At 42.9% G+C, this 24,575-nt stretch carries 20 protein-coding genes; 6 read left to right on the top strand and 14 right to left on the bottom strand.

Annotated features, from left to right (window positions below):
* The first annotated feature begins 15 nt into the window (after positions 1-15).
* The 3 genes from ACSLUR_RS03185 to ACSLUR_RS03175 all read left to right on the top strand — a co-directional run bounded on the left by ACSLUR_RS03185 (position 16) and on the right by ACSLUR_RS03175 (position 3,408).
* Complete coding sequence (locus tag ACSLUR_RS03185; protein WP_448551737.1) at positions 16-1,104, top strand: SO_0444 family Cu/Zn efflux transporter; 1,089 nt, start codon at positions 16-18, stop codon at positions 1,102-1,104.
* Between the two features lie 101 nt (positions 1,105-1,205).
* Entirely contained in the window at positions 1,206-2,006 is an 801-nt protein-coding gene (locus tag ACSLUR_RS03180; RefSeq protein ID WP_116014741.1) for a cytochrome C assembly family protein, read from the top strand.
* 118 nt (positions 2,007-2,124) lie between these two features.
* Complete coding sequence (locus ACSLUR_RS03175) at positions 2,125-3,408, top strand: HlyC/CorC family transporter (RefSeq protein ID WP_115999297.1); 1,284 nt, start codon at positions 2,125-2,127, stop codon at positions 3,406-3,408.
* A gap of 1,205 nt (positions 3,409-4,613) precedes the next feature.
* On the opposite strand, the gene ACSLUR_RS03170 is transcribed toward ACSLUR_RS03175, so the two are convergent.
* From ACSLUR_RS03170 to ACSLUR_RS03140, 7 genes are all read right to left on the bottom strand, one after another.
* Positions 4,614-5,051, bottom strand: a complete 438-nt coding sequence (locus ACSLUR_RS03170) for a hypothetical protein (protein ID WP_448551734.1) — start codon at positions 5,049-5,051, stop codon at positions 4,614-4,616.
* Between the two features lie 779 nt (positions 5,052-5,830).
* On the bottom strand, positions 5,831-7,135 hold the full coding sequence (locus tag ACSLUR_RS03165) for a tetratricopeptide repeat protein (protein ID WP_448551732.1): 1,305 nt from the start codon (positions 7,133-7,135) through the stop codon (positions 5,831-5,833).
* Positions 7,136-7,144: 9 nt separating this feature from the next.
* Entirely contained in the window at positions 7,145-7,690 is a 546-nt protein-coding gene (locus tag ACSLUR_RS03160; protein WP_448552971.1) for an energy transducer TonB, read from the bottom strand.
* 123 nt (positions 7,691-7,813) lie between these two features.
* Positions 7,814-8,227, bottom strand: a complete 414-nt coding sequence (locus ACSLUR_RS03155) for an ExbD/TolR family protein (RefSeq protein ID WP_115999293.1) — start codon at positions 8,225-8,227, stop codon at positions 7,814-7,816.
* Between the two features lie 27 nt (positions 8,228-8,254).
* Positions 8,255-8,782: a MotA/TolQ/ExbB proton channel family protein gene (locus ACSLUR_RS03150; protein WP_116014747.1), complete on the bottom strand. Its 528-nt coding sequence runs from the start codon at positions 8,780-8,782 to the stop codon at positions 8,255-8,257.
* 2 nt (positions 8,783-8,784) lie between these two features.
* Positions 8,785-10,176 (bottom strand): MotA/TolQ/ExbB proton channel family protein, encoded by a 1,392-nt coding sequence (locus ACSLUR_RS03145; RefSeq protein WP_448551729.1) that lies wholly within the window; start codon positions 10,174-10,176, stop codon positions 8,785-8,787.
* Positions 10,177-10,193: 17 nt separating this feature from the next.
* The gene (locus ACSLUR_RS03140) at positions 10,194-10,979 is read right to left on the bottom strand and encodes a DUF3450 domain-containing protein (protein WP_448551726.1); all 786 of its coding nucleotides are present in this window, start codon (positions 10,977-10,979) and stop codon (positions 10,194-10,196) included.
* A gap of 355 nt (positions 10,980-11,334) precedes the next feature.
* On the opposite strand from ACSLUR_RS03140, the gene ACSLUR_RS03135 reads away from it, so the two are divergent.
* Positions 11,335-11,943: a hypothetical protein gene (locus tag ACSLUR_RS03135; protein ID WP_448551724.1), complete on the top strand. Its 609-nt coding sequence runs from the start codon at positions 11,335-11,337 to the stop codon at positions 11,941-11,943.
* Between the two features lie 19 nt (positions 11,944-11,962).
* Here the strand turns inward: ACSLUR_RS03135 and ACSLUR_RS03130 are convergent, their stop codons facing one another.
* From ACSLUR_RS03130 to ACSLUR_RS03100, 7 genes are all read right to left on the bottom strand, one after another.
* Positions 11,963-12,976: an MBL fold metallo-hydrolase gene (locus ACSLUR_RS03130; protein ID WP_448551722.1), complete on the bottom strand. Its 1,014-nt coding sequence runs from the start codon at positions 12,974-12,976 to the stop codon at positions 11,963-11,965.
* A 170-nt stretch (positions 12,977-13,146) separates the two neighbouring features.
* Positions 13,147-14,190, bottom strand: coding sequence for an MBL fold metallo-hydrolase (locus ACSLUR_RS03125; protein ID WP_448551719.1), 1,044 nt, complete (start codon positions 14,188-14,190; stop codon positions 13,147-13,149).
* A gap of 366 nt (positions 14,191-14,556) precedes the next feature.
* On the bottom strand, positions 14,557-15,477 hold the full coding sequence (locus ACSLUR_RS03120) for an SDR family NAD(P)-dependent oxidoreductase (RefSeq protein ID WP_448551717.1): 921 nt from the start codon (positions 15,475-15,477) through the stop codon (positions 14,557-14,559).
* A 288-nt stretch (positions 15,478-15,765) separates the two neighbouring features.
* Complete coding sequence (locus ACSLUR_RS03115) at positions 15,766-16,620, bottom strand: AraC family transcriptional regulator (protein ID WP_448551715.1); 855 nt, start codon at positions 16,618-16,620, stop codon at positions 15,766-15,768.
* Positions 16,621-16,641: 21 nt separating this feature from the next.
* Positions 16,642-17,139 carry an SRPBCC family protein gene (locus tag ACSLUR_RS03110; protein WP_448551713.1) on the bottom strand — a complete coding sequence of 166 codons (498 nt, stop codon included), beginning with the start codon at positions 17,137-17,139 and terminating at the stop codon, positions 16,642-16,644.
* A gap of 188 nt (positions 17,140-17,327) precedes the next feature.
* Positions 17,328-19,994, bottom strand: a complete 2,667-nt coding sequence (locus ACSLUR_RS03105) for a TonB-dependent receptor domain-containing protein (RefSeq protein ID WP_448551711.1) — start codon at positions 19,992-19,994, stop codon at positions 17,328-17,330.
* A 159-nt stretch (positions 19,995-20,153) separates the two neighbouring features.
* Positions 20,154-22,886 carry a beta-helix domain-containing protein gene (locus ACSLUR_RS03100; RefSeq protein ID WP_448551709.1) on the bottom strand — a complete coding sequence of 911 codons (2,733 nt, stop codon included), beginning with the start codon at positions 22,884-22,886 and terminating at the stop codon, positions 20,154-20,156.
* Between the two features lie 388 nt (positions 22,887-23,274).
* Here ACSLUR_RS03100 and ACSLUR_RS03095 point away from each other — a divergent pair, with 388 nt between their 5' ends.
* Together ACSLUR_RS03095 and ACSLUR_RS03090 are read left to right on the top strand one after the other, a co-directional pair.
* Positions 23,275-23,706, top strand: coding sequence for a cytochrome b562 (locus ACSLUR_RS03095; RefSeq protein ID WP_448551707.1), 432 nt, complete (start codon positions 23,275-23,277; stop codon positions 23,704-23,706).
* 37 nt (positions 23,707-23,743) lie between these two features.
* Positions 23,744-24,385, top strand: coding sequence for a cytochrome b/b6 domain-containing protein (locus ACSLUR_RS03090; protein ID WP_448551705.1), 642 nt, complete (start codon positions 23,744-23,746; stop codon positions 24,383-24,385).
* Positions 24,386-24,575 lie beyond the last annotated feature (190 nt).

The raw sequence follows: 24,575 nt of genomic DNA, 5'->3' as shown, positions 1-24,575 counted from the left end.
AATATTGGGGCGAAAGTGGAAACCGCAAGCTTACTCGTATCAAATTTTATTGCATTAACCTTAGATGCCAGCCCTTGGCTGCTTTTGGGCTTGTTAATCGCTGGCTTAATGAAAGCTTGGCTACCGAGCCAATTGTTGTCCAAACATTTAGGACAAGGTAATCGCGCGATTGTCAAAGCTGCGCTAGTGGGTGCCCCTCTGCCGTTATGTTCATGCGGCGTTATACCCGTTGCTACTGAATTAAAACGCAGCGGCGCATCGTCACCAGCTACTTCATCCTTTTTAGTTGCTACCCCTGAAACTGGCGTTGATTCTATAACCGTTTCCTATGCCATGTTAGGACCATTTTTCGCCGTGTTTAGGCCCATTTCTGCGATTGTCTCTGCAATTGCAACAGGCTTTTTGGTTAAAACAGCAAAGCCGCTAGCAGATCCTCAAAGCAATTCAGTACAAACTGAAGGCAGTTGCTGCCACAGCAAAACACAAGTAGAAGAGGCGCATGCCACTGAAACAGTAACTAGCTGCTGTGCATCAACACACGACAAGGCCACAGAAAAAAGTGCCGGCCAGAAAACGCTACAAGGCGTTAAATACGCATTAACTCAGCTAATTGACGATATTATCAAGTGGCTGCTCGTTGGCCTTATCTTCGCCACTTTAGTAAAAACCTTTATCCCAACTGAACTATTAACAGCTTATGGCAGCGGCATTCCTGCGATGTTGTTAATGATCTTGATTTCAATTCCTATGTATATTTGCGCAACAGCATCTACGCCGATTGCGGCGGGGTTTATCATGGCTGGCATTTCACCTGGCACCGCTTTAGTGTTTATGATGGCAGGCCCTGCCACCAATATTTCCACCTTAGGCGTCATTAAAAATGAAATGGGCACTTCCGTATTATCTCGCTACCTACTAGGCATTTCGGTATCAGCCATCGCCTTTGGCTTATTACTTGATGAATTAGTGACTTACCTAGGCATTGATGTTAATCAACAGATGCAACACAGCCACGAACTGTTACCTTTTTGGCTAAGTGCTAGCTGTGCGCTACTTCTATTTGTTTCAGCAATAAAGCCACTGCGCCGCAAAATTATCGATTAATTAAAGACAAACATGGCGTTAGGTCATCAATCTGATAAACTGACGCTGATTTTTTAGTAGACAACTCATTGTCATTCAACACCAACACACTAGGATGAGTAGTGGACTTTATTGACATTAGCACTTTAATTGCGGCGTTCTGTTATTTACTCGCCACGGCTTCCATTTTATCTAAGTTATTTGACAGCAAAGGACCAAACCACTTAGTCGTGCTTTTGCTTGCATGTATTGCGATTGTGCCACATACCTTGCTAACGACGAATGCTTTGTTTGTTGAAGGGGCAATTAACTTCAATTTGCCAAACGTGGTAACACTGGTTAGCGTGGTGATCACTATGTTAATCACTGCCACAGCAGTGAAGTATCAGTTAAATCTGCTACAGCCTGCTGCTTATGGTTTTGCTAGCATTTGGCTGTTTATCAGCTTTTTCTTACCAGATGTAGCACACATCCCCTTGGCAGTAACCCAAGCGACTGTGCTGAGCCATATCACATTGTCACTTATCGCCTACTGTGTATTGATAATCGCTTGCTTGTATGGCTTTCAAGTTGCCTATATCAATATGAAGCTGAAATCTAAAAACTTGGCGGCAGTGAACCACTTGCCACCACTTATGTTGGTAGAACGTCAGTTATTTACCATTCTAGCGGTCGGTACGATAGCGCTAGCAGCTACAAACTTAACAGGCTTTATCTTCTTAGACGGTTTATTTAACACCGATAATGCACACAAAACCGTGTTGTCGTTACTCGCCTTATTGATATATAGCATTATACTATGGGGGCACTTTAAAAACGGTTGGCGTGGCCATCGCGTACTAACGCTGACACTAGTGGCAACAGCATTACTTACCTTGTCATACTTTGGCAGCCGCTTTGTAAAAGAATTCCTGTTAAGTTAGTTTTTAATACACAAGTGAAGATATCTGTTTGTTCGCCATAAATTTTAAGGTATAACGGATATCTGATTTTAGTTTTCGCGCTAAAATCAATCTGTTTGGCAACATAGGATCCCCCTTTTTGGACAACATTTCGACTAGTACACTGTTTATTATTTTAGGTGTGCTCATATTTATTTCTGCCTATTTCTCTGGCTCAGAAACAGGCATGATGTCACTCAATAGGTACCGTCTTAGGCACCTTGAAAAACAAAAACACAAAGGTGCGAAAAGAGTAAGTAAACTGCTCGAAAAACCGGATCGATTGATCGGGCTTATTCTCATCGGCAATAACTTAGTTAATGTATTTGCATCGCTAGTTTCAGGGGTTATTTTCGCTCGCTTTTTTGGCGACGCAGGTATTTTTTACGCGGGTCTAGCATTGACCTTAGTTATTCTGGTTTTTGCCGAAGTAACACCGAAAACGCTAGCTGCCCTTTACCCCGAAAAGGTGGCATTCCCAAGCTCAGTTATTCTGACTTTATTGTTAAAAGTACTCTTCCCTTTTGTTATCGCGGTTAATTGGATAACGAACGGCTTTTTGGCATTGCTGAGAATAAGCTCAGAGCAGCGAGAACAGCACAGCTTAAGCACCGAAGAATTAAAAACCGTAGTTAACGAGTCAAGTGCCTTGCTACCAGAGCGCGATCAAAACATGCTGGTGAGCATTCTCGACCTAGAGAAAGTTACGGTTGAAGATATTATGATCCCGCGTAACGAATTAGTGGGCATTGATATCAACGAAGACTGGAAGAAAATTCAAAAGCAGTTAACGCAATCAAACCACACCCGTGTACTGTTGTATCGTGACAATATCGATGATGTTGTTGGCTACGTGCATATGCGTGATGCGCTGCGTTTATTATCAAAAAACCAATTTACCAAAGCGACACTGCTGCGTGCAGTCCGCGAATTGTATTTTATCCCTGAGGGCACCCCGCTCAATGTTCAACTACTTAAGTTCCAACACGCGAAAGAACGCTTAGGCTTAGTTGTTGACGAGTACGGCGACATCCAAGGTTTAGTCACGCTTGAGGACATTCTAGAAGAGATTGTTGGCGACTTTACGACAACAGCAGCTCCTGCACCTTCGGAAGAAGTTCATCACCAGCCTGATGGCTCCTATTTAATTGATGGAAGTGCCTCTATTCGAGACATTAATAAAGAAATGTCATGGCATTTACCCACAGACGGGCCAAAAACACTTAATGGCTTAATTATTGAGTATTTGGAAGATATTCCACAAGCTAAACTAAGTGTTAGGATCGCCGGCTACCCGGTAGAGATCGTTGACGTAAGCGACAACATGATCAAAACCGTACGTATAATGCCTGAACACTTTTCAGGCGAAACCCCAGAAGAATAAAGGGCTAGGAGCAATAGTACAAAAAATGTCACTATTGCTCAAATTACCCACTACGCAACACTTCCCTATAAAGATCCAAAATTCCATCAATTTGATTCTTTGATCGCCACCATACTGATCATTTTTACATGCTTTGTTTGCTAGTCTTGAAATTACCTATCGTAGCGAATGTTAGTAACAAACTTATCCACAGATAATAAGGTTATTCAACTTTCCACATTTTCTGTGGATAACAAAGGAGACCCCTGAAAAATATTGGCCTCTGCTTTTGCAATGTTTTTTTCATAAAAACATCATATTTTTTTACTCTTTTTTTTTGCCTAAATTAACATCACTGGTAGACCAGATTTTGTGCCTAAAGGTTAAACACACACCGAATAAATACTCTTCGCAGCAGGCGCTTTGCTAAACACTTTTCACTTGCACTGTTTACTCACGATTTTCGAGCAAATAAGAGGAACAATACCTAGAAACTGAATTACAGCTAGCCACAAATCACCGCAGGGTAAGAGCAAGCAATTTAACGTTCACCCCTTTTCATTTCATGTTTAGTTTCTATCGTTCGCCTTTCTCGCCCCTATCGATAAACCTTGTAGGATAAAAAGCGTCACTGCGTGAAAGGCACAAAGCTAGCTTAGTTATCTATCAATAAAGGAGTTAAAAAATCGCTGCCACGCACTTTAACTGTCAATATTGTCTAGGACAGATCACTAAGAATAAAAAAAGCCCCACACCATGTGCAGAGCCAAAAGAAAGTTCAGTTTGCTGGGGATAGAGGAGAGCAAGAAGCTTTACCTTGCTATTACCCGTACTTTAACTGTCGACAAGTTGCTGAGAATAAAAAAGCCCCACACTATGTGCAGGACCAAAGAAAGCTCAATACTTTAGGTACAGAGAAGAGTTAAGCGATCTCTCCTTGCTATTTACTATCAATAAATTTCTGGGAATGGGAGAGCAATAAGCTCGACCTTACTATTACCCATTCTTTAACTGTCGACAAGTTTCTTGGAATAAAAAAAGCCCCGCACTATGTGCAGGGCCAAAAGAAAGATCATCTATTTGAGAGCAGCGGAGAGCTTAAGGCTCTCGATTAATTCCATTTCTGAGTAAGAAATAAAAAAAGCCCCACACTAGGTGTGGGGCAAAAAGAAAGCTCAGCTTGGGGGAGAGCTTAAAATAGCAATTGGGTTTTAGAACACTGTGTTCTAGCTTTTGTGCTTACGAACAAAGCGACTAATGATTTCGCCATTACAGTAGATAGCATCAATATTCTTGTATTGTGCTTGTGCTGCATCTAAGCCATTAACCACTGCATCACGACAGATTTGTGAGGCAAGTGCTTCGTCTGCAGCAACAAATTTGAAAACGACATCTTTTACTGACAATGCTGCCTGCGCATCATATTTTGCAGCAAAGCGGCTTAATGATGTTTCGTTACAGTAGGTTTTGCGTTTTACTTCGCTATATTTCATGCCAAGTGAGCGCGCTACCGCTTTCGCTTCGGCGATACCACCTTGTGCTGCTGCCATACAAAGTTGTGTTTCAGCAGTTTGATCTAACGCTCTAAATTCAACTTGATTAACTTTTGCTGACGCCGTGAAAGAAACAGCTAAAGTTAACGCAGCAACAAATAATGATCTCATGGCACACCTCATATAACGCTTTTAATGATTAACGAGTATCTCTACTCAACTGCTGGCTAGTATATAGACTCTTTACTCTAATGTAAATTTATTTTGTAATTTTATTTCATTAATTGCTATTTTAGATATAAAAACCCTTAGTTTTTCGTAATATATTTTCACAAAAGTGGTAAAACCAAATTAAATCATTACATTTCTACAACTTATTACAAGTAAATAAATTTCAACTATATCCATCGCAACGCTTAAAGTCAGTAATAGCGATATGTTTTCGTAGAATATACCCACAAAAATTTACCTTCATGAGATTTTTTAAAAGAAAATTACGTAAAGTAGCCTTTTGAGAATCAAAACAAAAAATGGTAATTTGCTAGTCACGCTGGGACGACAAGGTACTCAAAAAGAATACCTAGGTAGGTTTAAACCAAAAGCTAGTTAAACAGTTTTTGCGCTAGCTGTTTAGTTAGCCGTTTTAGTGGGTAGATGATTGAGAAGCGCTAGGTGTTTAAGTGCTGAAGTCTAACTCCTTAAATATGTGCTTCTAATTGAGAAGTATCGAACTCTCGAAACTTTCTATAAGTTCTCTTAGGTATAGTGTGCCCCTTTTAACTTAAATAAGGCTGCTCTAAACCACTTACATTTAAATTTGAAATGTCATATATATTAAAAAAGCCGCAAGTGCGGCTTTTGTTTTATCTTTGAGTAGTTAGCCCCTTAATTTAACTTAGTAAGGCCATACTCATTGAGTGTATTTGGCTACATTTCACTAGATAATGGCGCTAGTTCATTGCCAAGCGTTGTTGATAATCACGCTCTATCTCAACGTACTTAGTCCACTGCTTAGCGGTTTTGGCAACGTCTTTAAAGGCTTGAGCATCGGCGAAAGCAGCGATTGCTTCGTCAAAGTTGCCTAGGTTAAAGTTCGCCATGCCAAGCGCTAAGTGCATATTGCCTTCGTTATCTAAATCACCACGCTTAAGCGCGACTTTGGCGGAATCAATCGACTGTTGCCATTTTTCCGTGTTTAAGTAGGCTTGTGCTAGTTGCTCGTCGAACTTGCCGTTTTCAGCAATTTCAGCGCCTTTGATCAAGGCTGGAATTGCTTTGTCGTCTTCCTTGGCCATGACATAGGCTTGCGCCATTAGCTGAATGCGTTTTTCATCGGCAATGACAATACCTTTAGCAATCGAGTCATCCAATAGTTTTGCCGCTTTGTACGGTAGCTGATTGAATAAATACAATTGGGCGAGCATGATAATATCGCTAGATTTACTGATATAGCCTGCCTGCCATGCGGTTTCCATCGCACCAAGTTGTTTCTTCTCTTCGCCAATTTCACCGTACATGCCCGCTAATTGGATCCAGTACTGTGGCTTTTGGTATAAACGCACTAGCTCTTCCATCACTTCAGTCACCTTTTCAGGCTGCTTAAGCTCGTAGTAAGCTGCACGTTGCAGAATTAGCCAGTTTTCTTTTGGTGTTTCGTCTTTCGCTTTAACCATATCAATGGCGGCATTGATGTGATTAAGTGCGTCCGCATACTTTTTGTCTTGGTAATAGACCTGAGCGAACAAAATATGCTGGCCAGACTGCATTTCCTTATCGGTATTGGCGCGCCACTGTTGTAAAAATCCAAGTGCCTTACCATAGTCTTGTTGCTGCATTGCTAATTGAGCAAGCGAGTATACGGTTGAAAGGTAAAGCGACTCTGGGATGGCTTCTTCAGCGATAACATTTTCGAAACTGGTGATCGCATTGGCGATGTCGTCATTACCGTAATGCATAAAGCCATAGAAATTCCACATCATGGCTTTTTCATAGCTGTTAAGCTGATTAATGCGCTCTTTTACATCGTCCAATACACCAAAACCAGCCGCTTTATCACCACCGTCAGCCAATTGCTGAGCACGGGCTAGTTGGGTGTATACTCGATTTCGCATCGCTGGTACTTTCTTAGAAGCGCGCTTGGCAGGTGATGCTTCAGCCGCCTTTACAACGCCACCTAAAAAGTCACCACTCACAATTGGTGAGCCATATAGTACACCAGCTGCTACTAAGGACATGATTAGCTTTGATTTGTTCATGAGCTGCTCCTATCCGTCAATTTGGAATGTAATTTTGTTTTGTACGCCTGCCACTTCTACTGCAGTACCGTCAACAACACGAGGTTTGTACTTGAACTTCAAAGCTGCGTCGACTGCCGCGCGGTTGAAGATATCTGCTGGCTGCGCTTCGACGACTTTCGGGTCGCGTACTGAGCCATTCGTGGTTACCGTAAATTCAACAATCACGTAACCTTCAATACCACGAGACTGCGCACGACGAGGGTAAATTGGCGCCACTTTTACAATCGGTAAGTAATCGCCATCACTGCTGTCTAAGCTCAAACCACCTGCTAGGCCAGTATCGGCACTCACATCGGCGGTAAACGCTGTGCTGATCGCATCTGCATTCGGGTTTGCCTGCTGCATTTGTGGTTGCTGCATTGGTGGCGGTGGGGTTTGCGGCTTAGGTGGCTTTTGTGGTTTACGCTCTTTCTTTTGTACCGTCTCTTCTTTCTTTAAACGAATAAAGTCGAGCACGTTACCGCGTGGTGGTTCAGTTAACGCGTCTTTACCACCAGTAATCAAGGTTTGCATACCCCAAAGCAAGACAAAGGTCACGCTAACAGCAAGCGCTAACGCGATGCCGTAACGTGGTAAAGCGCTTGGTGCTAATGAGTTTGTAGCGCTGCTATTTGACGTTACACTAGTGCTCATCGATTATGCCTCTTGAGCAGCAATTGACACATCAAACACACCAGCGGCGCGAGCAGAATCCATAACTTTGATCAACACATCCGTGGTCGCTTTTTTATCAGCTTGAATGACCACTGTCCCTTGTGGGTTTTCTGCTTTTAAGCGTTCAATGTTCGCTTGTACGGCACGCACATCAACACGACGCTTATTGATCCAAATTTCGCCCTTATCACTAATCGCAACAAGAATATTGGCGCGCTCTTTTTTCACTGCTGTCGCAGCTTCTGGACGGTTAACCTCAATACCAGCTTCTTTGACGAATGAGGCGGTAACGATGAAGAAAATGAGTAGAATAAATACAACGTCTAGCATCGGCGTCATATTAATTTCTTCCTGTTCTTCCTGCTCTTGTAAAACTTTTGCTAATTGAGAACGCATAGTTCTAATCCTTATTTTGGCTCCAGCTTAATGCTGAAGCACAAGTGAATCTTCTAACTGTTCGGTTCTGCGTTTGGTTTTGCGTTGTAACCAAGTCACCACAAAAACACCCGATAATGAACCGACCATACCAGCCATGGTTGGAATAGTGGCGCGAGATACCCCTGACGCCATTGAGCGCGCATTGCCGCTACCAGAAATTGCCATTACGTCGAATACTTGAATCATACCGGTCACGGTTCCCAGTAGACCTAGCAGTGGACATAGCACGACTAGGCTCTGAATCAAGGCTACATTCTGATTAAGCATTTCCGTTAAGCGCGATACTTGCGCAACACGAATTTGCTCAGCATTCCAAGAGCTTTTATCAGCTCTTGCTTGCCAGTTGGCAATAACTGATTTTTTAATGCCGTTGTACGTTTTTAAGAAAAAGAACAAACGTTCGAAAATCAGTAACCACATAAGGCAGATAACGCCGGCGATCACGGTCAGTACCTGACCACCGGTATCAAGAAACGCGCTGATACTATTCATCATTTCGATGAATATAATCATGTTTACGCTCCTTTCTCTGCACGCTCTGCAACAATGCCAGCGCTTTGCTGCTGAAGAATATTGATAATGCCACGGCTACGTGTGGTTAAGATGGTAGAGATAAACACCATAGGAATCGCCACAACTAAGCCAAGTACTGTAGTCACAAGTGCTTGTGAGATACCACCGGCCATTAATTTCGGGTCACCTGTACCAAACAAGGTAATCGCTTGGAAGGTATTGATCATACCGGTTACTGTACCTAGTAGACCGATAAGCGGTGCGACCACGGAGATGATCTTAATCATGGTTAAGCGAGAGGTAAGCTGAGGTACCTCTTTTAGAATACGCTCAGAAAGTTTTAACTCTAAGGTTTCAACGTCAACATCTTTGTATTCTTCTTTCGCCATTAATACGCGGCCTAACGGGTTATCGTTAGAAGGTGTTGCCGTTTTAAGCTGGCGGTTAACCTTGTTACCCACTAGGAATAATGCGATGAAACGTTCAAGCGCAATGAGTAAACCAATCGCACCAATCGCCAAAATCACGTAACCGACAGGGCCACCTTGGTCAACGCGCTCTTGCGTATCAGGTGCTTGTACTAACAGGCTTAAAATTGAACCACCTGTTGGGTCTAACGCAAAGGCGACTTGTTGCGTGCCTTGTGATGGGTTAGCAGCAGTCATATCAGCCGCAGTACCTAAGTAACGACCAGAAGGCTGACGAATTAGCTCTGCAACACTGCCTGTCTCGCTGATAAATTCTAGATACTTGTTGTTCGCTACTAAGTTGAAGTTACCAATACGCGTCACAGTTGCAGTTTGTTTTGAGCCATCAGCTAACACTACTTCGCGATCGAAACGCACTACTTTCGCACTTTCCGTCATTTCACGTTGTAATTCGAACCAGATCTTTTCAATTTCTTCAATTGACGCAAGCTTTGACGAAGAACCCATTGATTGAGCAAATTCATCTAAGAAAGCTTCACGGCCAGGGATTTGTGCAGAAATAACTGAGTTTTGGAACTTGCTTTTAGTATCGCCAGCCACTTGCTGGAGTACACCAAATAGTTCTTTTAACTCACCTAAACGCTTGTTTAACGCGTCTTGACGGTTGGCTAATTCAATTTCATTGTTTTGGAAGCTAGCTTCTAACTCAGTACTTAGCTTGATTTGATTGTCACGCTCGTTAGTCGCATTTGCTAGCAACTGGTCTTGCTCAGATTTACGCGCCATAAAGTCAGCTTCACGCTGTTTATTTTGCTGAGTTTGTGCAACTTTACCTTGCGCTAATTGTTCAAGTAATTGGTCTAGGCTAGTAGCTTCTTGAGCGTTAGCAGCAAAAGCAGCAGAAGTTAGGGTTACTGCTGCCAAGAAAGTTGAAACGTGCTGTGTAACACGGTTAAATGATTTCATTTTCAGGGTAACTCCACTTATTTTCCGGCTGAAGGCTTAGTCACGTTAACCGGAACAACCACTAGGTCCGGTGCTAATTGTTTGCGGGCAATGCGTAATGCTTTATTGATATCAGTGCGGTAGCCAGCGTCTAAATCGTCCCAGCTCTTGGCATCTGTATTCCAAGCGCCCATGCGTGAACCGTCGCGTGTTTGGTAGATGTAAGCAACGCGGCCAATGCGAAGGAAGTCAACATCCATTTCTTTGCCGTCTAGCTCAAGTAAATCGCTGTACGCTTCGATAGTACGACCGTAATCAACTTCTACTTGGTAAGCTTCCATCACTCGGCGGAATTTTTCAGAAGCAGAAATATCAGCGCGCTCCATCATCGCCTTAAGGTTGGCAACACGCGTGCTACGCTCTTCAGATAAGAAAGGTACATCTAATGAAATAAAGGCTTCGAGGGTGTCAATCATGCGCGCCATTAATGGCGAGATTTGACGCTCAATAATGCTCACTTGCTCCATTGAGCTCGCTAAGTCTGCTAATTCCATTAGCTGGTTATCAATTTGTTTTTGCATTTGACCGTTGTATACGTTCAAACCATCAATTTCTTTGTTAACCGCTTTAAACTGTTGAAGCTTGCTTTGAATTTGATCGGCAATTTTATCGATTTTTTGTTGTGACTTGCCGGCAGATTGGTTGATTTCTTGGCCAGCTTTCACTGCTTGATCTAGCTGCTCAGATTGAGCAGCAAGCGCAGATGAAGCCATACTTGCCATGCCTACAAACAACCCAGCTTGCGCCAGTTTTGACAATTTCATAAGAGTAAACCTTAGAGTATTTAATAAAATGCGTTAGTTGCGCGGTGAAGCACACGACTAACGAATAAAGCTATAAAAATAGATGGTAAGAATTTTAAGTTTGAAATGTGACGGTTGTGTTTCGCTAATGTTTCAGCTTTATTAAATTACAGTAAGGTGACGTTTTTCTTACCGTTTTCAAAATATCGTCACAAAAGTGTACAGTAAGCTATAACAACTTAAGCAAGCCTAAATTGGACGTATTGGGGAACTTAAAGTGCTGGTATAGGTCGGAAGAAGTGTTCAAAATACATTCACTTTTCCTCGTTAGTTGAGGTTTAGTTTTAAAAAAGGAATGAAGTTACTAGCAATGGATATGAAGAAATCATTACTTAAAGGCTTGTTGGTGTGCTGTTTACTGACAAACTTATTCGCATGCTCATCGATGTCTTTTATTGGCATGTACAAAATGAGTCAAATGGATCCAATGACGATGGATCCAGCGCAAATTAGCGTCGCAATAAAAACCGATCAGGCAGTCGAAGTAAAAAAAGGGGCTGCGACTATTACCTTCCGATACCAAAGTGAAGATCAGAACAAAGACCAATCAATCAATATCGACAAGGTATTTGAAGTGGTAGTTGATAACCAAAATAAAGCGGCGTATGAACTGTTTGGCAAGTTAAAGCCAACCGAGGTTGTTACTTCATTGTCACTCACCGCCGAAGATGCGCAATTATTTCGAGGCTTTCAACAACAAATCGCAGCTCACAAAGCTAACGGTGGTAAAGGTACAGGGTCGTTTGGTTTAGGGTTAACCGACTTTTGCTTACCTGAGCCCATGCCTAAACGTGATCTGTTGGTCGATGTTTACCTGCAAACCGATCGACAAGATGGCTTTTTTAAGTTTCTAAGTGATGTAGACATTAAAGAGCAGGCAAAAGCGCTGGAAGAAAAAGGCAACTCATTGAAGTGTCGCTCATAACCATTTAGCGCGCCTTTGGCTATTTTAGCGAGCGCCACCAGCGCTCACTTGATATGGCATTATCTGTGGCACTGTCTGTGTCGCTATCTGTGGCATTAGCTTTAGAATAAATTAGCGCAAAAAATTCACCAAAAACAGGAGTTGAAAGCTCAACATTGTTTTCTTCCGCCAGTTTGGTGATGCGCTCTAATGGCTCATCCCAGTCGTGTAGCGCTAAATCAAAGGTGGCATTGTGAATTGGCATCATAACTTTGCCTTTCAGATCCAAATGCGTTTGCAAGCTTTCCTCAGGGATCATATGTACCCCTTGCCACGCTTCGTTATAAGCGCCGGTTTCAACAAAGGTTAAATCAAACGGGCCATACTTTTCGCCAATCTCTTTAAAGCCTGAGAAGTAACCGCTATCGCCACTAAAAAAGACGTTAGTTTCTGGCGTGCGAATGACAAAGCTTGCCCACAGCGACTGATCGCGATCAAATAAACTTCGACCTGAAAAGTGCTGCGTAGGCGCGGCAACAAATTCAATGCCTTTAGCCGTTATTGACTGCCACCAATCAAGCTCAACAATTTTGCTGGCATCAACGCCCCACTTAACAAGTTGATCACCAACTTTTAGCGTAGTAATAAATTGTTCAGTTTTATCTTTTAGTTGAGCAATGGAGCCTTTATCGAGATGGTCGTAATGATTATGGCTGATCAGTACGATATCAACGTACGGAATGTCAGCTAAGTCAATTGGCGACTCATGAAAACGCTTCGGCCCTGCCCATTGTACAGGTGACGCTCGCTCACTGAACACAGGGTCAACCAAGATCACTTGCCCGTTAACTTTCAGTAACAGCGATGAATGACCAAGCTTAACGCCAGTGTTATCTGGTGCAGCGAGCACATCATCAAAAGAGAACTTAGTGACAGGCAAAGCAACCGATGGCATGGCCGCACTTCGTTTACCACCAAAGTGCTTTTTCAAAAAGGTTGCAATGGTTTTTGAGTCAACAATGTACTCAAATTCGGTATTTTCAAACTTTGCCATGAACTTACTTTGCCCGCGTTAATACTTTCACTTTCAATACTTTAAATAGTTTCGACGTTTATTTACTAGCTCGCAGCTAGCCTTTTGTTAGACAGACTATTCTATCACTGACTAGGCGAATGCAAATAACACCAAACATAATAAATTATGCTGGCTGATTTAATGCTCCGCTACAATTCTCGCCACCAGCGGTTGTTTGCTTGTGGATTAGCTAAATCAAAAAACTCACCAAAAATCGGCGTTGCAAGCGTTACCTGATTCGACTCTGACAACTGGGTAACTCGCTCAAGTGGTTCGTCCCAGTCATGTAACGCCAAATCGAAGGTGGCATTGTGAATCGGCATCATCACCTTGCCTTTAAGATCAATATGCGCCTGCATGCTTTCTTCTGGCAGCATATGAATTTCCGACCAAAGCTTGTTGTAAGCGCCAGTTTCAACAAAGGTTAAATCAAATGGCCCATATTTCTCACCAATCTCAGCAAAGCCACTAAAGTAACCACTATCGCCGCTAAAGTAGACATTAATATCAGACGTTCTGATCACCCAACTCGCCCAAAGCGTCAAATCACGGTCCATTAAACCGCGACCGGAAAAGTGCTGTGTTGGGGTCGCAATATATTCAACGCCATTAACCTGCGTTTTCTGCCACCATTCAAGTTCGGTAATTTTATCTTCTGCTACGCCCCATTCACGCAAGTAGTCTCCCACGCGCAGTGGCACAACAAACTGACCAACTTTCTCTTTAAGCTGCTTTATCGCGCTTTTATCTAAATGATCATAGTGGTCATGGCTAATGACTACGACATCAACCTGTTCAATATCAGCCAGTTTGATCGGTGGCTGATGAAAACGTTTTGGCCCCGCCCATTGCACTGGCGAAACGCGCTCACTAAAGACAGGATCGAGCAAAATAACCTGCTCGTTTACTTTCATTAGCACTGAAGAGTGCCCTAACTTAACTGCACTGTTATCGCGTACGGCGCGAATTTCTTCAAATGTTAGCGGTTTAATCGGTAAAGTTGATGGTGGCACAGGCGCAGCACGCTTAGTGGTGACATACGACTTGATGATTTCCCAAAACACACCGAAATGCGTTTCATATTGCGTTTCGGTATTGTGAAATTTTTGCTTTGACGTTTCAGTTTGGCTAAACCAAGAGAAAATCGACACTGCCATCACTAGACCTCCAATCCAAACTAATTTTGATTTCACTAACTTTGACTCTTTAGCGGCGCTCACAGAACAACCCTTTAAGTAAACTATTCGGTGTAGTTTAATTATCACTCAACCAAAAGTAAACTAAAGAGTGTAAAAAAGAATTGAATTAGTTGTTATAACTAAGAAGTGAAATGACATACACCACTCCACTCTCCCAGCACGAAACAAAACAAAAGATTTCATGAGGTAGAAATTGCCCCTATATACTCAAACTAATGCCTGGGTAACGCACTTCAAGCGTTTATTCGCGTCACTTTTGTTACATATGAAAAGGTTACATATGAAAAGGTTACATATGAAAAGTTTAGTAAATCGAAAGTCTAGCCTCTAAAAGCGAGTTATTTACTCTGTAAAGATAAATTAGTGGGTACTAATCAACTGCTGCACTGCTTGATAGGCATTGTCTTGAAAGTCTTGGTTGTCAATATCCGAAAATAGCCTGCCTTGCTGACCAATAACTCCTGTTAACCCGCGTAAACTGGCATAGAAGCCACCACTTCGGAACTCGCTATTAAATAGGCCATCGACATAGCGTTTCGCGCCAGTTTCGACACCGTGTACCTTGCCAAGCAGCAACATAAAGCGCAACATGGTTTTCATCACTAGCTGTTTAACAAAAGGTAAGGTATTAAAACCTTCAGTACCAACTGTTGCCCCAGGGCTCATGGTAATAAACCTAAGGTTTGGGTGCTGACGTGCCATTGCTGACATCCACATGGCGGCCATATATTTGATTGAACCATAGTGATCTGTGGCATCCTTACTCCCCTCAAATAAACTACCATTGGCAATTGCAGCAAAATCATCAACCGACGAAGTTGCCAAATTTGGCCGTTTCATGCCCATTTCTTCAACCCCGCGAGCGGCCTCTGAGCCAGCATATAAGGCTGCATAATTAAGCTTACCTGCTGCAATAAGCTGCTCAGTCAGCAGCGCATGGCCAAGTAAATTCACCGCGAAAATATTGGTCACACCGTCACTGGTTAGTTGATCATATTGACGACCGCCAGACCCTCCAGCATTCATAATTAAGGCATCAATACTTTCAGGTAGTCGCTTAACTGCCTGACGAACAGAGTTAAGGTCGCTGACATCGATGAGGAAAATTTCAAAAATATTTCGGCCAGTTAACGCCGCTAACTCAGTTTGCGCAGCCTTTGCTTTTTCTTTATTACGACAGCCTAAATAAATTTTTTCAATGTCAGGTTTCGCAGCCAGTTGTTTCGCCGCTTCTTTACCTAAGCCGGCATTTGCACCAGTAATAAGTACACTTTTAATCATGTTGAATCTCCAAAACTTTATCTAAATATAAAAACTAAAAAGCGAAGTGCTTTAATGGCGATAAGATTAATCAATCATCGATTGTGTTTTTTGATATTTCTTGCGGTCTTTGAATTTGCCTTGATAAAACGACCGCAAATTTAAGTGCAACTGAGCGATTAGGTTGGCTTAGTACGATAAGACGAGATACTGAGATGAAGGCCAGAGGCTTATGTTAAGAGGCGTAAACCTAGTGACGAAAACGATTATTTCAGGTCAGCCACTAGGGATAGCTTTTAGATTTCACCATTAGGCTTTGGGCACAATAGGAATATTTAAATAAATTTTATTGTTAGGGTCTGCATCATTAAAGCCCGCGGGTAAAAGTTCAAAGTCCGGCTTTTCTGCATACTCATAGTCACTTTTTGGTAGCCAACTGCCCCAAATATACCTCAGGGTATCCTCAAGCTTAGCCAGTGACCCGATATGAGTGAATCTTGCGTATTGCTGCGCGCTCAATTCACGGGTGATCATACCCTCTGGTACTTCGTCGAAATTAGCCACCTGCGCCGCGCAGATATAAACAAAGGTGGTATTATCTTCGGTTTCTTCATAGGCTTCGTAAATACCAAAAAAATCGGTACCAACTCGGTTAGGAATGCTATTGCGATAAGGAGCAAATGCCGACCAAAGTTTAGGTAGACTCAAGTCGCCATCATCATATTGGCTAGCAATTCCGACAATTTTCATCGCCGGCTGGTCAATAATTTCCGGTGCCATGGTCAGGTTGTTTTTCAGATAATCTAATTCGCTTTCACTAAACGGCTGCTTGTACAAAAGGCGATACGGCTCATTGATTTTGCGATACTGGGCTGGCGTGATATTAAATTGTGCTTTAAAAGCGCGTGTAAATGCTTCTTGTGAGTCAAACTGACAATCTAACGCTAACTCCAATATGCCAACTTCTTCGGTGAGTAGTCGGCGCGCCGCTAAAGTCAAACGACGCTTACGCAAGTACTCTTTCGGTGTGTCTCCAACCAATGCTTTAAATACCCTGCTGTAATGATAGGTGGAATAGTGGGCAGCAGCAGCGATCTGGTGAACACTGATTTTCTTGTCTAAGTGCTGCTCGATATAGTCGATACTGTTAAAAAATCGCTGCATAACCTTGTCCTGTTGTTCATGTTAAACCAATAGTGCGTCATTGTCGGCTAACTCATTTTCGGCGTAGTCCTTTAGACCCGCCAGTAGTTTGCCAAAAGCAACAGGAAAGATCAGTCTTAGCAGCGGATAAAACGGGTAAGCCAATAATTTAAGTTGTGGCGACGCTGTCCAAATTACTTGGCAGCTATTACTGTCAACTGCACGCACCGACATCTGCACATGATTTTGTTTAAGCGGCACAATTGCTGGATTGTTTACCGGCAACACATCAAATGAAATGGTTTTATCTTGCTCACTAAACTGGGTAATCACCTCTTTCACTTTGGCACCATTTGGGTTTTTACTCAGATCACACATTCGACCTTGCATTGGTGCGCCGAGTTCACTGTCGCCCGCCCCAATAGCAGCTGAATGAGGAATTGGTCCCATCCATAAGTGCGCTTTATCAAACTGATGAGCGACTAAATGCCACACTTGTTCAGCCGACTTGTTGATGGTAACTGATTTGGTAATATTCATAGTAACTCCTTACGCGTTAAATAAAATCTAACTAGCCTTAGCTAATGGCGTTACTGTAAAGATTCTTCGGGCTTAATTTTTGATATTTCTTGCGGTATTGATATCAACAGACTGTTTGCATTATTTATTTACAACACATAAAAAAGGCGACCTATGGCCGCCTTTATAGAATGATTAGGTTGAGACCGCTAATCGAATTCCCACTTAAATTGAACGTCAAAACCGATACCGCGAGTTTCGCTGCGCAATAAGGTGTTATCAAACTCAATTTCTTTTTCTTCATCAAGCAGGTTTTGCACTTTAAATTTCAACTGTGTTGAGAACGTTGGATAGAAAGTGTAAACCAAGTCTAACGAGTGGAATGGTTGCTCATATGAGTCATCTTTATCATCAATACCAGGAATGATAATACGTTCACCAAACACGTTGTATGCTAAGTTAACGGTGTGGTTACCATTTGGATGATCGTAACCAAGGTTAAGGTTAACAACGTATTCAGAATGACCCGTCATACGGCGTGTTGGGTTGGTAATTGATGTAGAAACACCGGTTTGCTCAACCACTTTTTGTGTATCGATTTGAATCTCTGAATCAGATAGCGTTACGTTACCCGACAAGAAAATATCGTTACCAATACCGCCCATAAAGTCGCCTAGGAAGGCAAAATCTTTCATGAACTCAACTTCAACACCGTATACTTCACCCTCTTCCGCATTGGCAATACGAATAAGCGGTGGTCCATCTTGCGCTGGTGATTGCACAGACTCAATCGGGTCAGTCATATCTTTGTAGAATAAACCTACCGATAAGTTTTCACCTGTGTCTAAGTACCATTCCCAGCGTAAATCGTAGTTTTTCACCTTTGTACTGCGTACCGAAGGTGTACCACCGATAGGGAACTCTGTTAGCGGGTCAATATAGGTTGCTGGTGCAACTTCACGAATATCAGGGCGAATAGTTGTTTCACCGTAAGATGCGCGAAATTGCATGGTTTCATCAAGAATATAGGTTAACGCTAGTGCGCCAAACACATCATCTTCTTGGAACGCTAAAGCTGCTAAATCTTCTACCGTAGGCTCAGCTGGTAAATCAAATTGACCCGTTGCAGGGTCAAGTGGCGCAACCACTTGGCGGAAGTCTTCCCAACGCACACCGCCGCTTAAGCGCCATGTGTTGTCAAAGAATACATCGGCTTCAAAGTAGTAAGCATCAATCTTCTGCGCTGATAAGTAATCATCACCCGCCACCGAGGTGTCACGAATAATTTGCTCCGTACCATTTAACGGCTGATTTAAAACAACATCGTCAGTTAAAATCTCGTTCATCTCAAAACCAGACAAATCAAGACCATTAAACGCTAGTGTATTAACATCAATACGACGGGCAAATGCTTGACGCGTTTTCTCGATGTAATTTGCACCGGCCTTTAGTTCAACTTCGGTTGTGTCGAACGTTAGCGGTAGCGATACGTTAACGAATACGTTTTCAGCATCATCATCTAGGTTTTGGAAAGTATAACGAGAAGCGGTTGTCGCATTACGCAATGAACTTTCGTTTTCCAAATCGAAGACACCATCTTCATTTTCGTCCGCTAAAATATAGCGAGTTAAAATATTCCCCGGTGCATAACGATTTGAGCGTGAGTCTGAATACATCCAGTCAATGCCCAGGAAGTTCAGCTCCGGAAAGGTATGTGTACCACGTAGCTGGTTAACAATCAGTTCTCGCTCTTCGTACGTCACTTCAGAGTCACGCACGCGCAAGCCGTCAGATAACAAAACGTTGTTGGTGTTACCGAGCTTGTCTTTGATTTGGTCTTTGGTGTCGTGCAAGATGATCGAGCTAAAATCTAACTTGTGATCGCGCAAGTATTCAATACCGAAGTTGAACATGCCTGACCATTTAACCGAGTGCTCAGTTGACACCACATCGTCAAAACCACGCACTAAATCAAATGAGCCATCAGGGCGAAGCACGAAATCTTGACCTTCGTATTCTTCCGATACTTGCCACTCATTGTCGTAAGATAATGCTGTTAAGAAACCGTAGCGGAAATCACCCGCGTCGAAACGGTTACCTAAGGTTAAATCTAAGCCGACATCGGGATCGGGATCTTCTGATTTAGGATCATAGTCTTTGTACAAGTCGGCAGCGATTGCACGATTATCAGCTTGTGATAACTCGCCTAGTGCATCAAAGTTACTCCATAATTGGCGCAGTGCCGCTGGTGCTTCACGAGTACCATCGTCAATACCGTACCAATCGTCGCCACCGCCCTCGTAGGTTAAACCATTTGAACTGTTATCTGTATTGCCACCAATGTTGCCAGCAATATTGAAAACCAATTGCGAAGGAATCGACTTTAAGCGGATATCAACGTTACCACCACCGAAATGCGCCTGCATTGATGGTGAGTAGGATTTTTGCACCGATAAAGATTCGATAATTGATGACGGGAATAAATCCAGAGGAATAACTGTACGTGTTGGATCCGGCGATGGTACAGAAGCACCGTTTAAGGTGGTGCTTGAGTAGCGTTCACCTAAACCGCGAACATAGATGAATTTGCCATCGACTAGCGTTAAGCCAGTAACACGTCGAAGTGCTGCGGCCGCGTCGCTGTCACCTGTTCGTGAAATTTGCTCGGCACCTAAAATGTCGGCGACGAATGCTTGGTTTTTACGCTCTTCTATCACCGCACTGGCGGTACCTTTTAAACGACTGACTTTTACAACGACTTCCTCTATTGCCGCTGCTTCGTCAGCTTCCTGTGCCGTCGCTTGAACACCAGCTAAGCCAGACAATACCGCCACAGCTAAACTTGATAATCCAAAGCGCTTAATATTCGTGTTCATTTCAAACCTCTTTAGAATGGCTGACCTGCTAATGCTTGTTGGTCAGTTGCTAAATGGATACTGAGAGTAGAGAGTTCAGGCTAAGATAAAATGCCGCCAACTGAGCGCTGGCGGCAATCACTTATCTCATCAAATCGTTATTCATTGATAGGGCTCAGATTACTCTAGACCAACAGTCCATCCTGCAGTCCAATCGTTGTCTTCTGATACCGCGCCAATGTGGTTAGCGTTGTCGAAGAACGGGTGTGAACCGAAGCTGTATGGCGTGGTTGTGTCGATAGTGTAGATACCGTTAACAACGTCTGCTACGCCTGCTTCTGTGCTGTTATCAGCGTTAACATTTAACACCCAATCCATTAGGTCAAATGCACCTGATGAGCTGTCTTGGCTCTTGAAGTTTTCGCTACAAGCAAATACTGAGTTAGTAATTACTGTGTCGCCAGCGATTGCTTGGTCAACCGTTGTACCTGCTTCTAGCTCTAAACACTCACCTGCTGCGTTAGTGACAACAAAGTTGTGAAGTTGAGCGCGAGTACCTTCACGTAAGTAAATACCTTCAGAATCTTTGTCGGCTGTGTCGAAGCTGTTACCAATAATGGTCATGTTAGCAATCGTTGGGTTTGACTGAGGTTGCTTGCTTGGATTTGAACCGTCGTTATCCGCTTCGATTGCACGGTTAGCTTCACCGCCATTCTCGTCATGCTTAACTAGTACGTATTGCATGTTGCCGCGGAAACCGTTGTCCCAGTCAACTGAGTCATCTTTGTTAGAAGTCAGTACTACGTATTTCGCGTTAACCGCACCACCGAAGAACTCAACACCGTCATCTGCGTTTTCGTGTACTTGGATGTATTCAACCGTTGTACCTGAACCAACACCGCCGAAAGTGATACCGTTTAACTCGTTATCTGGTGCGATTTCAAAACCAGCGTGCTTAACTACAACGTAGCGTAAGGTACCTGAGTTATCTTCCCAGTTCTCAGCAGTATCAGCACCACCGAATACAGCACCTTCTTCGACACCTTCCACTTGTAGTGCACAATCTGAACCGTCAGATGGACACTTGTTTGAAGGCGCGTTACCTAAGATAACCATACCGCCCCATTGGCCAGAACCAGTCGCTTCGCCATTAACGTCTTGGCTAGAAGTAAAGGTAATTGGATTCGCTGCTGAGCCTAGTGCTTCAATTTTTGAATCACGGCTTACCACGATGTAGTCGCCACCTGAGCGACCGAAGATAGTAGTACCAGCTTCAATCGTTAAAGTTGCTGAATCAGCTTTATCGTTACCAACGAATACCGGGCCGTCTAATGCGTATAGGTTGCCAGAGGTTAGCGTTAAGTCAGAGGTGATAGTGCCTGAAATTTCACAGGTTGTGTTACCCGCAACTGGTGCAATAGCCGTAGTACCTGTTGGACAACCTTCTTGCTCAGCTGGTGCCGTAATTTCACCGCCGCCAAAACCGAATGCCCAACCTTGACGCCAATCATTTGTGCCGTCAAATGCACCTTGGTAATCCGTTGAGTCGAACCAAGTGTCGATTGCTGCTGGATCTTGACCGGCACCTAACAGTGGCGATTGCGCACTAGGTACACCGTTTTCATCAACTAAGATTGACGAACTTACAGCGTTTGAAGACTCAGCAGTAAACCAAGCAGCTAAATCAAAATCACCAGCGTTTTTGAAGTTTTCGCCGTTGGTACATGCCATGGTGCTGTTTTGCATCACAATAGCACCAGACTCGGCATTAGTCACAGTTTGACCTGCTTCAAACTCTAAACACTCACCCATCTCTGACGGGCCAGTAACCACTGCGTTGTAAATTTTTGCTGAAGTACCTTCACGTAGGTAGATACCTTCAGAATCTTTATCAGCCGTGTCAAAGTTGTTACCCATAATTGTCATGTTCGCAATAGTTGGGTTAGACATTGGCTCTTTGTCTGGCGTTGAACCGTCGTTATCTGCTTCGATTGCACGGTTAGCTTCGCCGGCATTCGCGGCGTGTTGTACGAAAATGTGCTGCATGCGACCACGGAAACCGTTATCCCAATCGATGCTGTCGTCACGGTTACCAGTCAACACTAAGTGTTTAACATCTACCGCACCACCGAAGAACTCAACACCGTCATCTGCATTCGCGTGAACTTGTAAGAAATCAACGGTAGTACCTGATCCAACACCACCGAATGTCACACCATTTAGCTCGTTATCAGGTGCAATTTCAAAACCAGCGAACTTAACAACAACGTACTTAAGTACACCTGAATTATCTTCCCAGTCAGTACCACCAAATACTGCACCCTCAGCAACACCTTCAACTTGCAGAGCACAGTCAGAACCGTCTGAAGGACACTTGTTAGATGGCGCATTACCTAGAATAACAATACCGCCCCATTGGCCAGCAGTAGCTTCTTCACCTTTAACGTCTTGTAAAGAAGTGAAGATAATCGGTTCTTGGCGCGTACCTTCTGCCATGATTTGTGCATCACGATGAACAACAACGTAATCGTTACCTGATTGACCAAATAATACTGTACCTTCTTCAATCGTTAAGGTTGCGCCTGCTTCAACTTCTAATGCACCACTAATGGCGTAAAATACTGGCTTGCTGCCATCTGATTTAGCTAGAGTCGTATTTTCAGACACTTGACCATCAATCACTTGTACTTGCACGTCAAAACCTACCGCTGCACTTACTTCAGCTGACAATGAAGAAGAAGGGATACCCGGTAAATCAGCACCAGTGTCAGGGTTAGTTGGTGCTGGGTTGGTGATGTTAGTATCACCTACTGAGTTATCAACATTTGAAGAAAGTTCAATATCACCGCCACAACCGGCTAGCACCAAGGCAGCTGAAACTGCACTTATTTTAAATAGGTTTGTTAATTGCATTTTGTTACCTGCTCCGCAGAAATTAGTGTGTACATCATGTATTTAGAATTGCGGCTAATCGTACGAGGCAAAAATGACAGAAATGTTTTGGAAATATGTACTTTTTATTGACAAAAAGTTACAGAGAAATGACAAAAAGCTAAGAAAACCATTGAAATAGCAGCCTGCAAGCAGGTTCACTAGAATTGCAAATTAGTCGTGCTTACTCGTTTATGACAGTAGTAAAGCCATTTAATGTCACTATTAATACACTTCTATGACATTTTTTGTAGTAGGTAGACTGACATTTATTTGCTTACAAAGCATCGTGTTTTTAGTATCTTACTAGCGAATCAAAGCTTTCTAATCATTTCGTAATTAAAATATCTAATAATATAAAGGGCTTACTATGAAAAAATTGATCGTTCCTGTTGTATTGTCAGCGCTCGCTTTCTCCGCTCCAAGCTTTGCCAGCCACCCAATGTGTGGAAAAACTGAATTAGCTGACTTAATGGGTGATATGAAAGGCAGTATGAAAGCAGTTAAAAAAGCAGTGAAATCTGGTGATATTGAAAAAGTTTCAATGATTGCTAATGAGTTGATGACCGCTGTAAATCAATCAACCTATCTTGTGCCATTGGCAATTAGCGACCAAAAGACACTGACTGCTGAACAACAAGCTGACTTTAAAAAGTACCAAAAAGGCATGGAATATTTGAAGTCTGCCGTATCAGAATTAGCACAAGCGAAAGACTTGCCTGCGATTAAATCAGCGTTAGGTAAAATTGGTAAGGCCAGTAAAAAAGGCCATAAAGCCTTCAAAATGGATTGTGACGATTAGTTGCGAAACCAATTCGTAAAATTATTTAATTGCAGTAATGACGAAATTTAAAGTCTGGGACAATTTCACCCGCATCTATCATATGAGCCAACTGATTTTGTTGGCTTTGCTGTGGTATTCAGGTGAGCAAGGTGATTTTGATCTCCATTTTATCTGCGGTTATACCATGCTGGCTTTATGGATAAGTCGTCTATTCTGGGGAATTTTCGGCAGTCAAACCTCGCGGTTTAGCTATTTTCTTGCATCCCCAGTAAGCGCCTTACGCTGGTTAGCCAAACCTCACCAAGCTTTCCCTGGCCATAATCCATTGGCCGCCTATATGATAATTGCACTACTGCTTAGCCTTGGGGTGCAGCTTATCTCAGGCTTATTCGCTACAGATGATGTACTGGCAGAAGGGCCACTTATCTATGGTGTGAGTGACTCGCTAGCAGAAACGCTGGATAGTTTGCACAATAGTAACTTTGATATTCTGCTTGGCTTAATTGCAATACATATAGTCGCAGCATTAGTGCATAGTTGGCGAGGCGATAACGTTATTAAAACGATTATTACTGGCTACTCCAATCATAGTCACTCAGTTCAACTAAGATTCCGCTCAAGCTGGATTCCAATCGCACTTTGGTTAAGCTTATTTTTATTGTTTGGTTATTTGTGGCTTGGTGATGATGGTTTTTAGTATTAACAATTTAACCGCAATATAGATAGTACTATACGTATAGAATCAGTTAAGCACCTAGAGCCACTAATCGCTCGATTAACAGCCTTAGCAACGAAAAAAGCCAACTTGAATTAAGTTGGCTTTTTATTACTTTCTTCTTACTACTTTTCTTTATACTACTTTGTGTTCGTATTCTAGGAGCGAATAA

It is taken from the genome of Thalassotalea montiporae, from assembly GCF_053485855.1.
Note: the sequence above shows the minus strand (reverse complement) of the source record. Positions and strands in the feature narration are given on the sequence as shown.

Bases quoted from the DNA above. Each gene is read 5' to 3' on its own strand.
- ACSLUR_RS03140 (WP_448551726.1), bottom strand. From the start codon at position 10,979: ATGAAATTGTCAAAACTGGCGCAAGCTGGGTTGTTTGTAGGCATGGCA.
- ACSLUR_RS03115 (WP_448551715.1), bottom strand. From the start codon at position 16,620: ATGCAGCGATTTTTTAACAGTATCGACTATATCGAGCAGCACTTAGAC.
- ACSLUR_RS03105 (WP_448551711.1), bottom strand. From the start codon at position 19,994: ATGAACACGAATATTAAGCGCTTTGGATTATCAAGTTTAGCTGTGGCG.
- ACSLUR_RS03095 (WP_448551707.1), top strand. From the start codon at position 23,275: ATGAAAAAATTGATCGTTCCTGTTGTATTGTCAGCGCTCGCTTTCTCC.
- ACSLUR_RS03150 (WP_116014747.1), bottom strand. From the start codon at position 8,782: ATGATTATATTCATCGAAATGATGAATAGTATCAGCGCGTTTCTTGAT.
- ACSLUR_RS03165 (WP_448551732.1), bottom strand. From the start codon at position 7,135: ATGAACAAATCAAAGCTAATCATGTCCTTAGTAGCAGCTGGTGTACTA.
- ACSLUR_RS03120 (WP_448551717.1), bottom strand. From the start codon at position 15,477: ATGATTAAAAGTGTACTTATTACTGGTGCAAATGCCGGCTTAGGTAAA.
- ACSLUR_RS03170 (WP_448551734.1), bottom strand. From the start codon at position 5,051: ATGAGATCATTATTTGTTGCTGCGTTAACTTTAGCTGTTTCTTTCACG.
- ACSLUR_RS03145 (WP_448551729.1), bottom strand. From the start codon at position 10,176: ATGAAATCATTTAACCGTGTTACACAGCACGTTTCAACTTTCTTGGCA.
- ACSLUR_RS03130 (WP_448551722.1), bottom strand. From the start codon at position 12,976: ATGGCAAAGTTTGAAAATACCGAATTTGAGTACATTGTTGACTCAAAA.
- ACSLUR_RS03100 (WP_448551709.1), bottom strand. From the start codon at position 22,886: ATGCAATTAACAAACCTATTTAAAATAAGTGCAGTTTCAGCTGCCTTG.
- ACSLUR_RS03160 (WP_448552971.1), bottom strand. From the start codon at position 7,690: ATGCAAACCTTGATTACTGGTGGTAAAGACGCGTTAACTGAACCACCA.
- ACSLUR_RS03110 (WP_448551713.1), bottom strand. From the start codon at position 17,139: ATGAATATTACCAAATCAGTTACCATCAACAAGTCGGCTGAACAAGTG.
- ACSLUR_RS03135 (WP_448551724.1), top strand. From the start codon at position 11,335: ATGAAGAAATCATTACTTAAAGGCTTGTTGGTGTGCTGTTTACTGACA.
- ACSLUR_RS03155 (WP_115999293.1), bottom strand. From the start codon at position 8,227: ATGCGTTCTCAATTAGCAAAAGTTTTACAAGAGCAGGAAGAACAGGAA.
- ACSLUR_RS03090 (WP_448551705.1), top strand. From the start codon at position 23,744: ATGACGAAATTTAAAGTCTGGGACAATTTCACCCGCATCTATCATATG.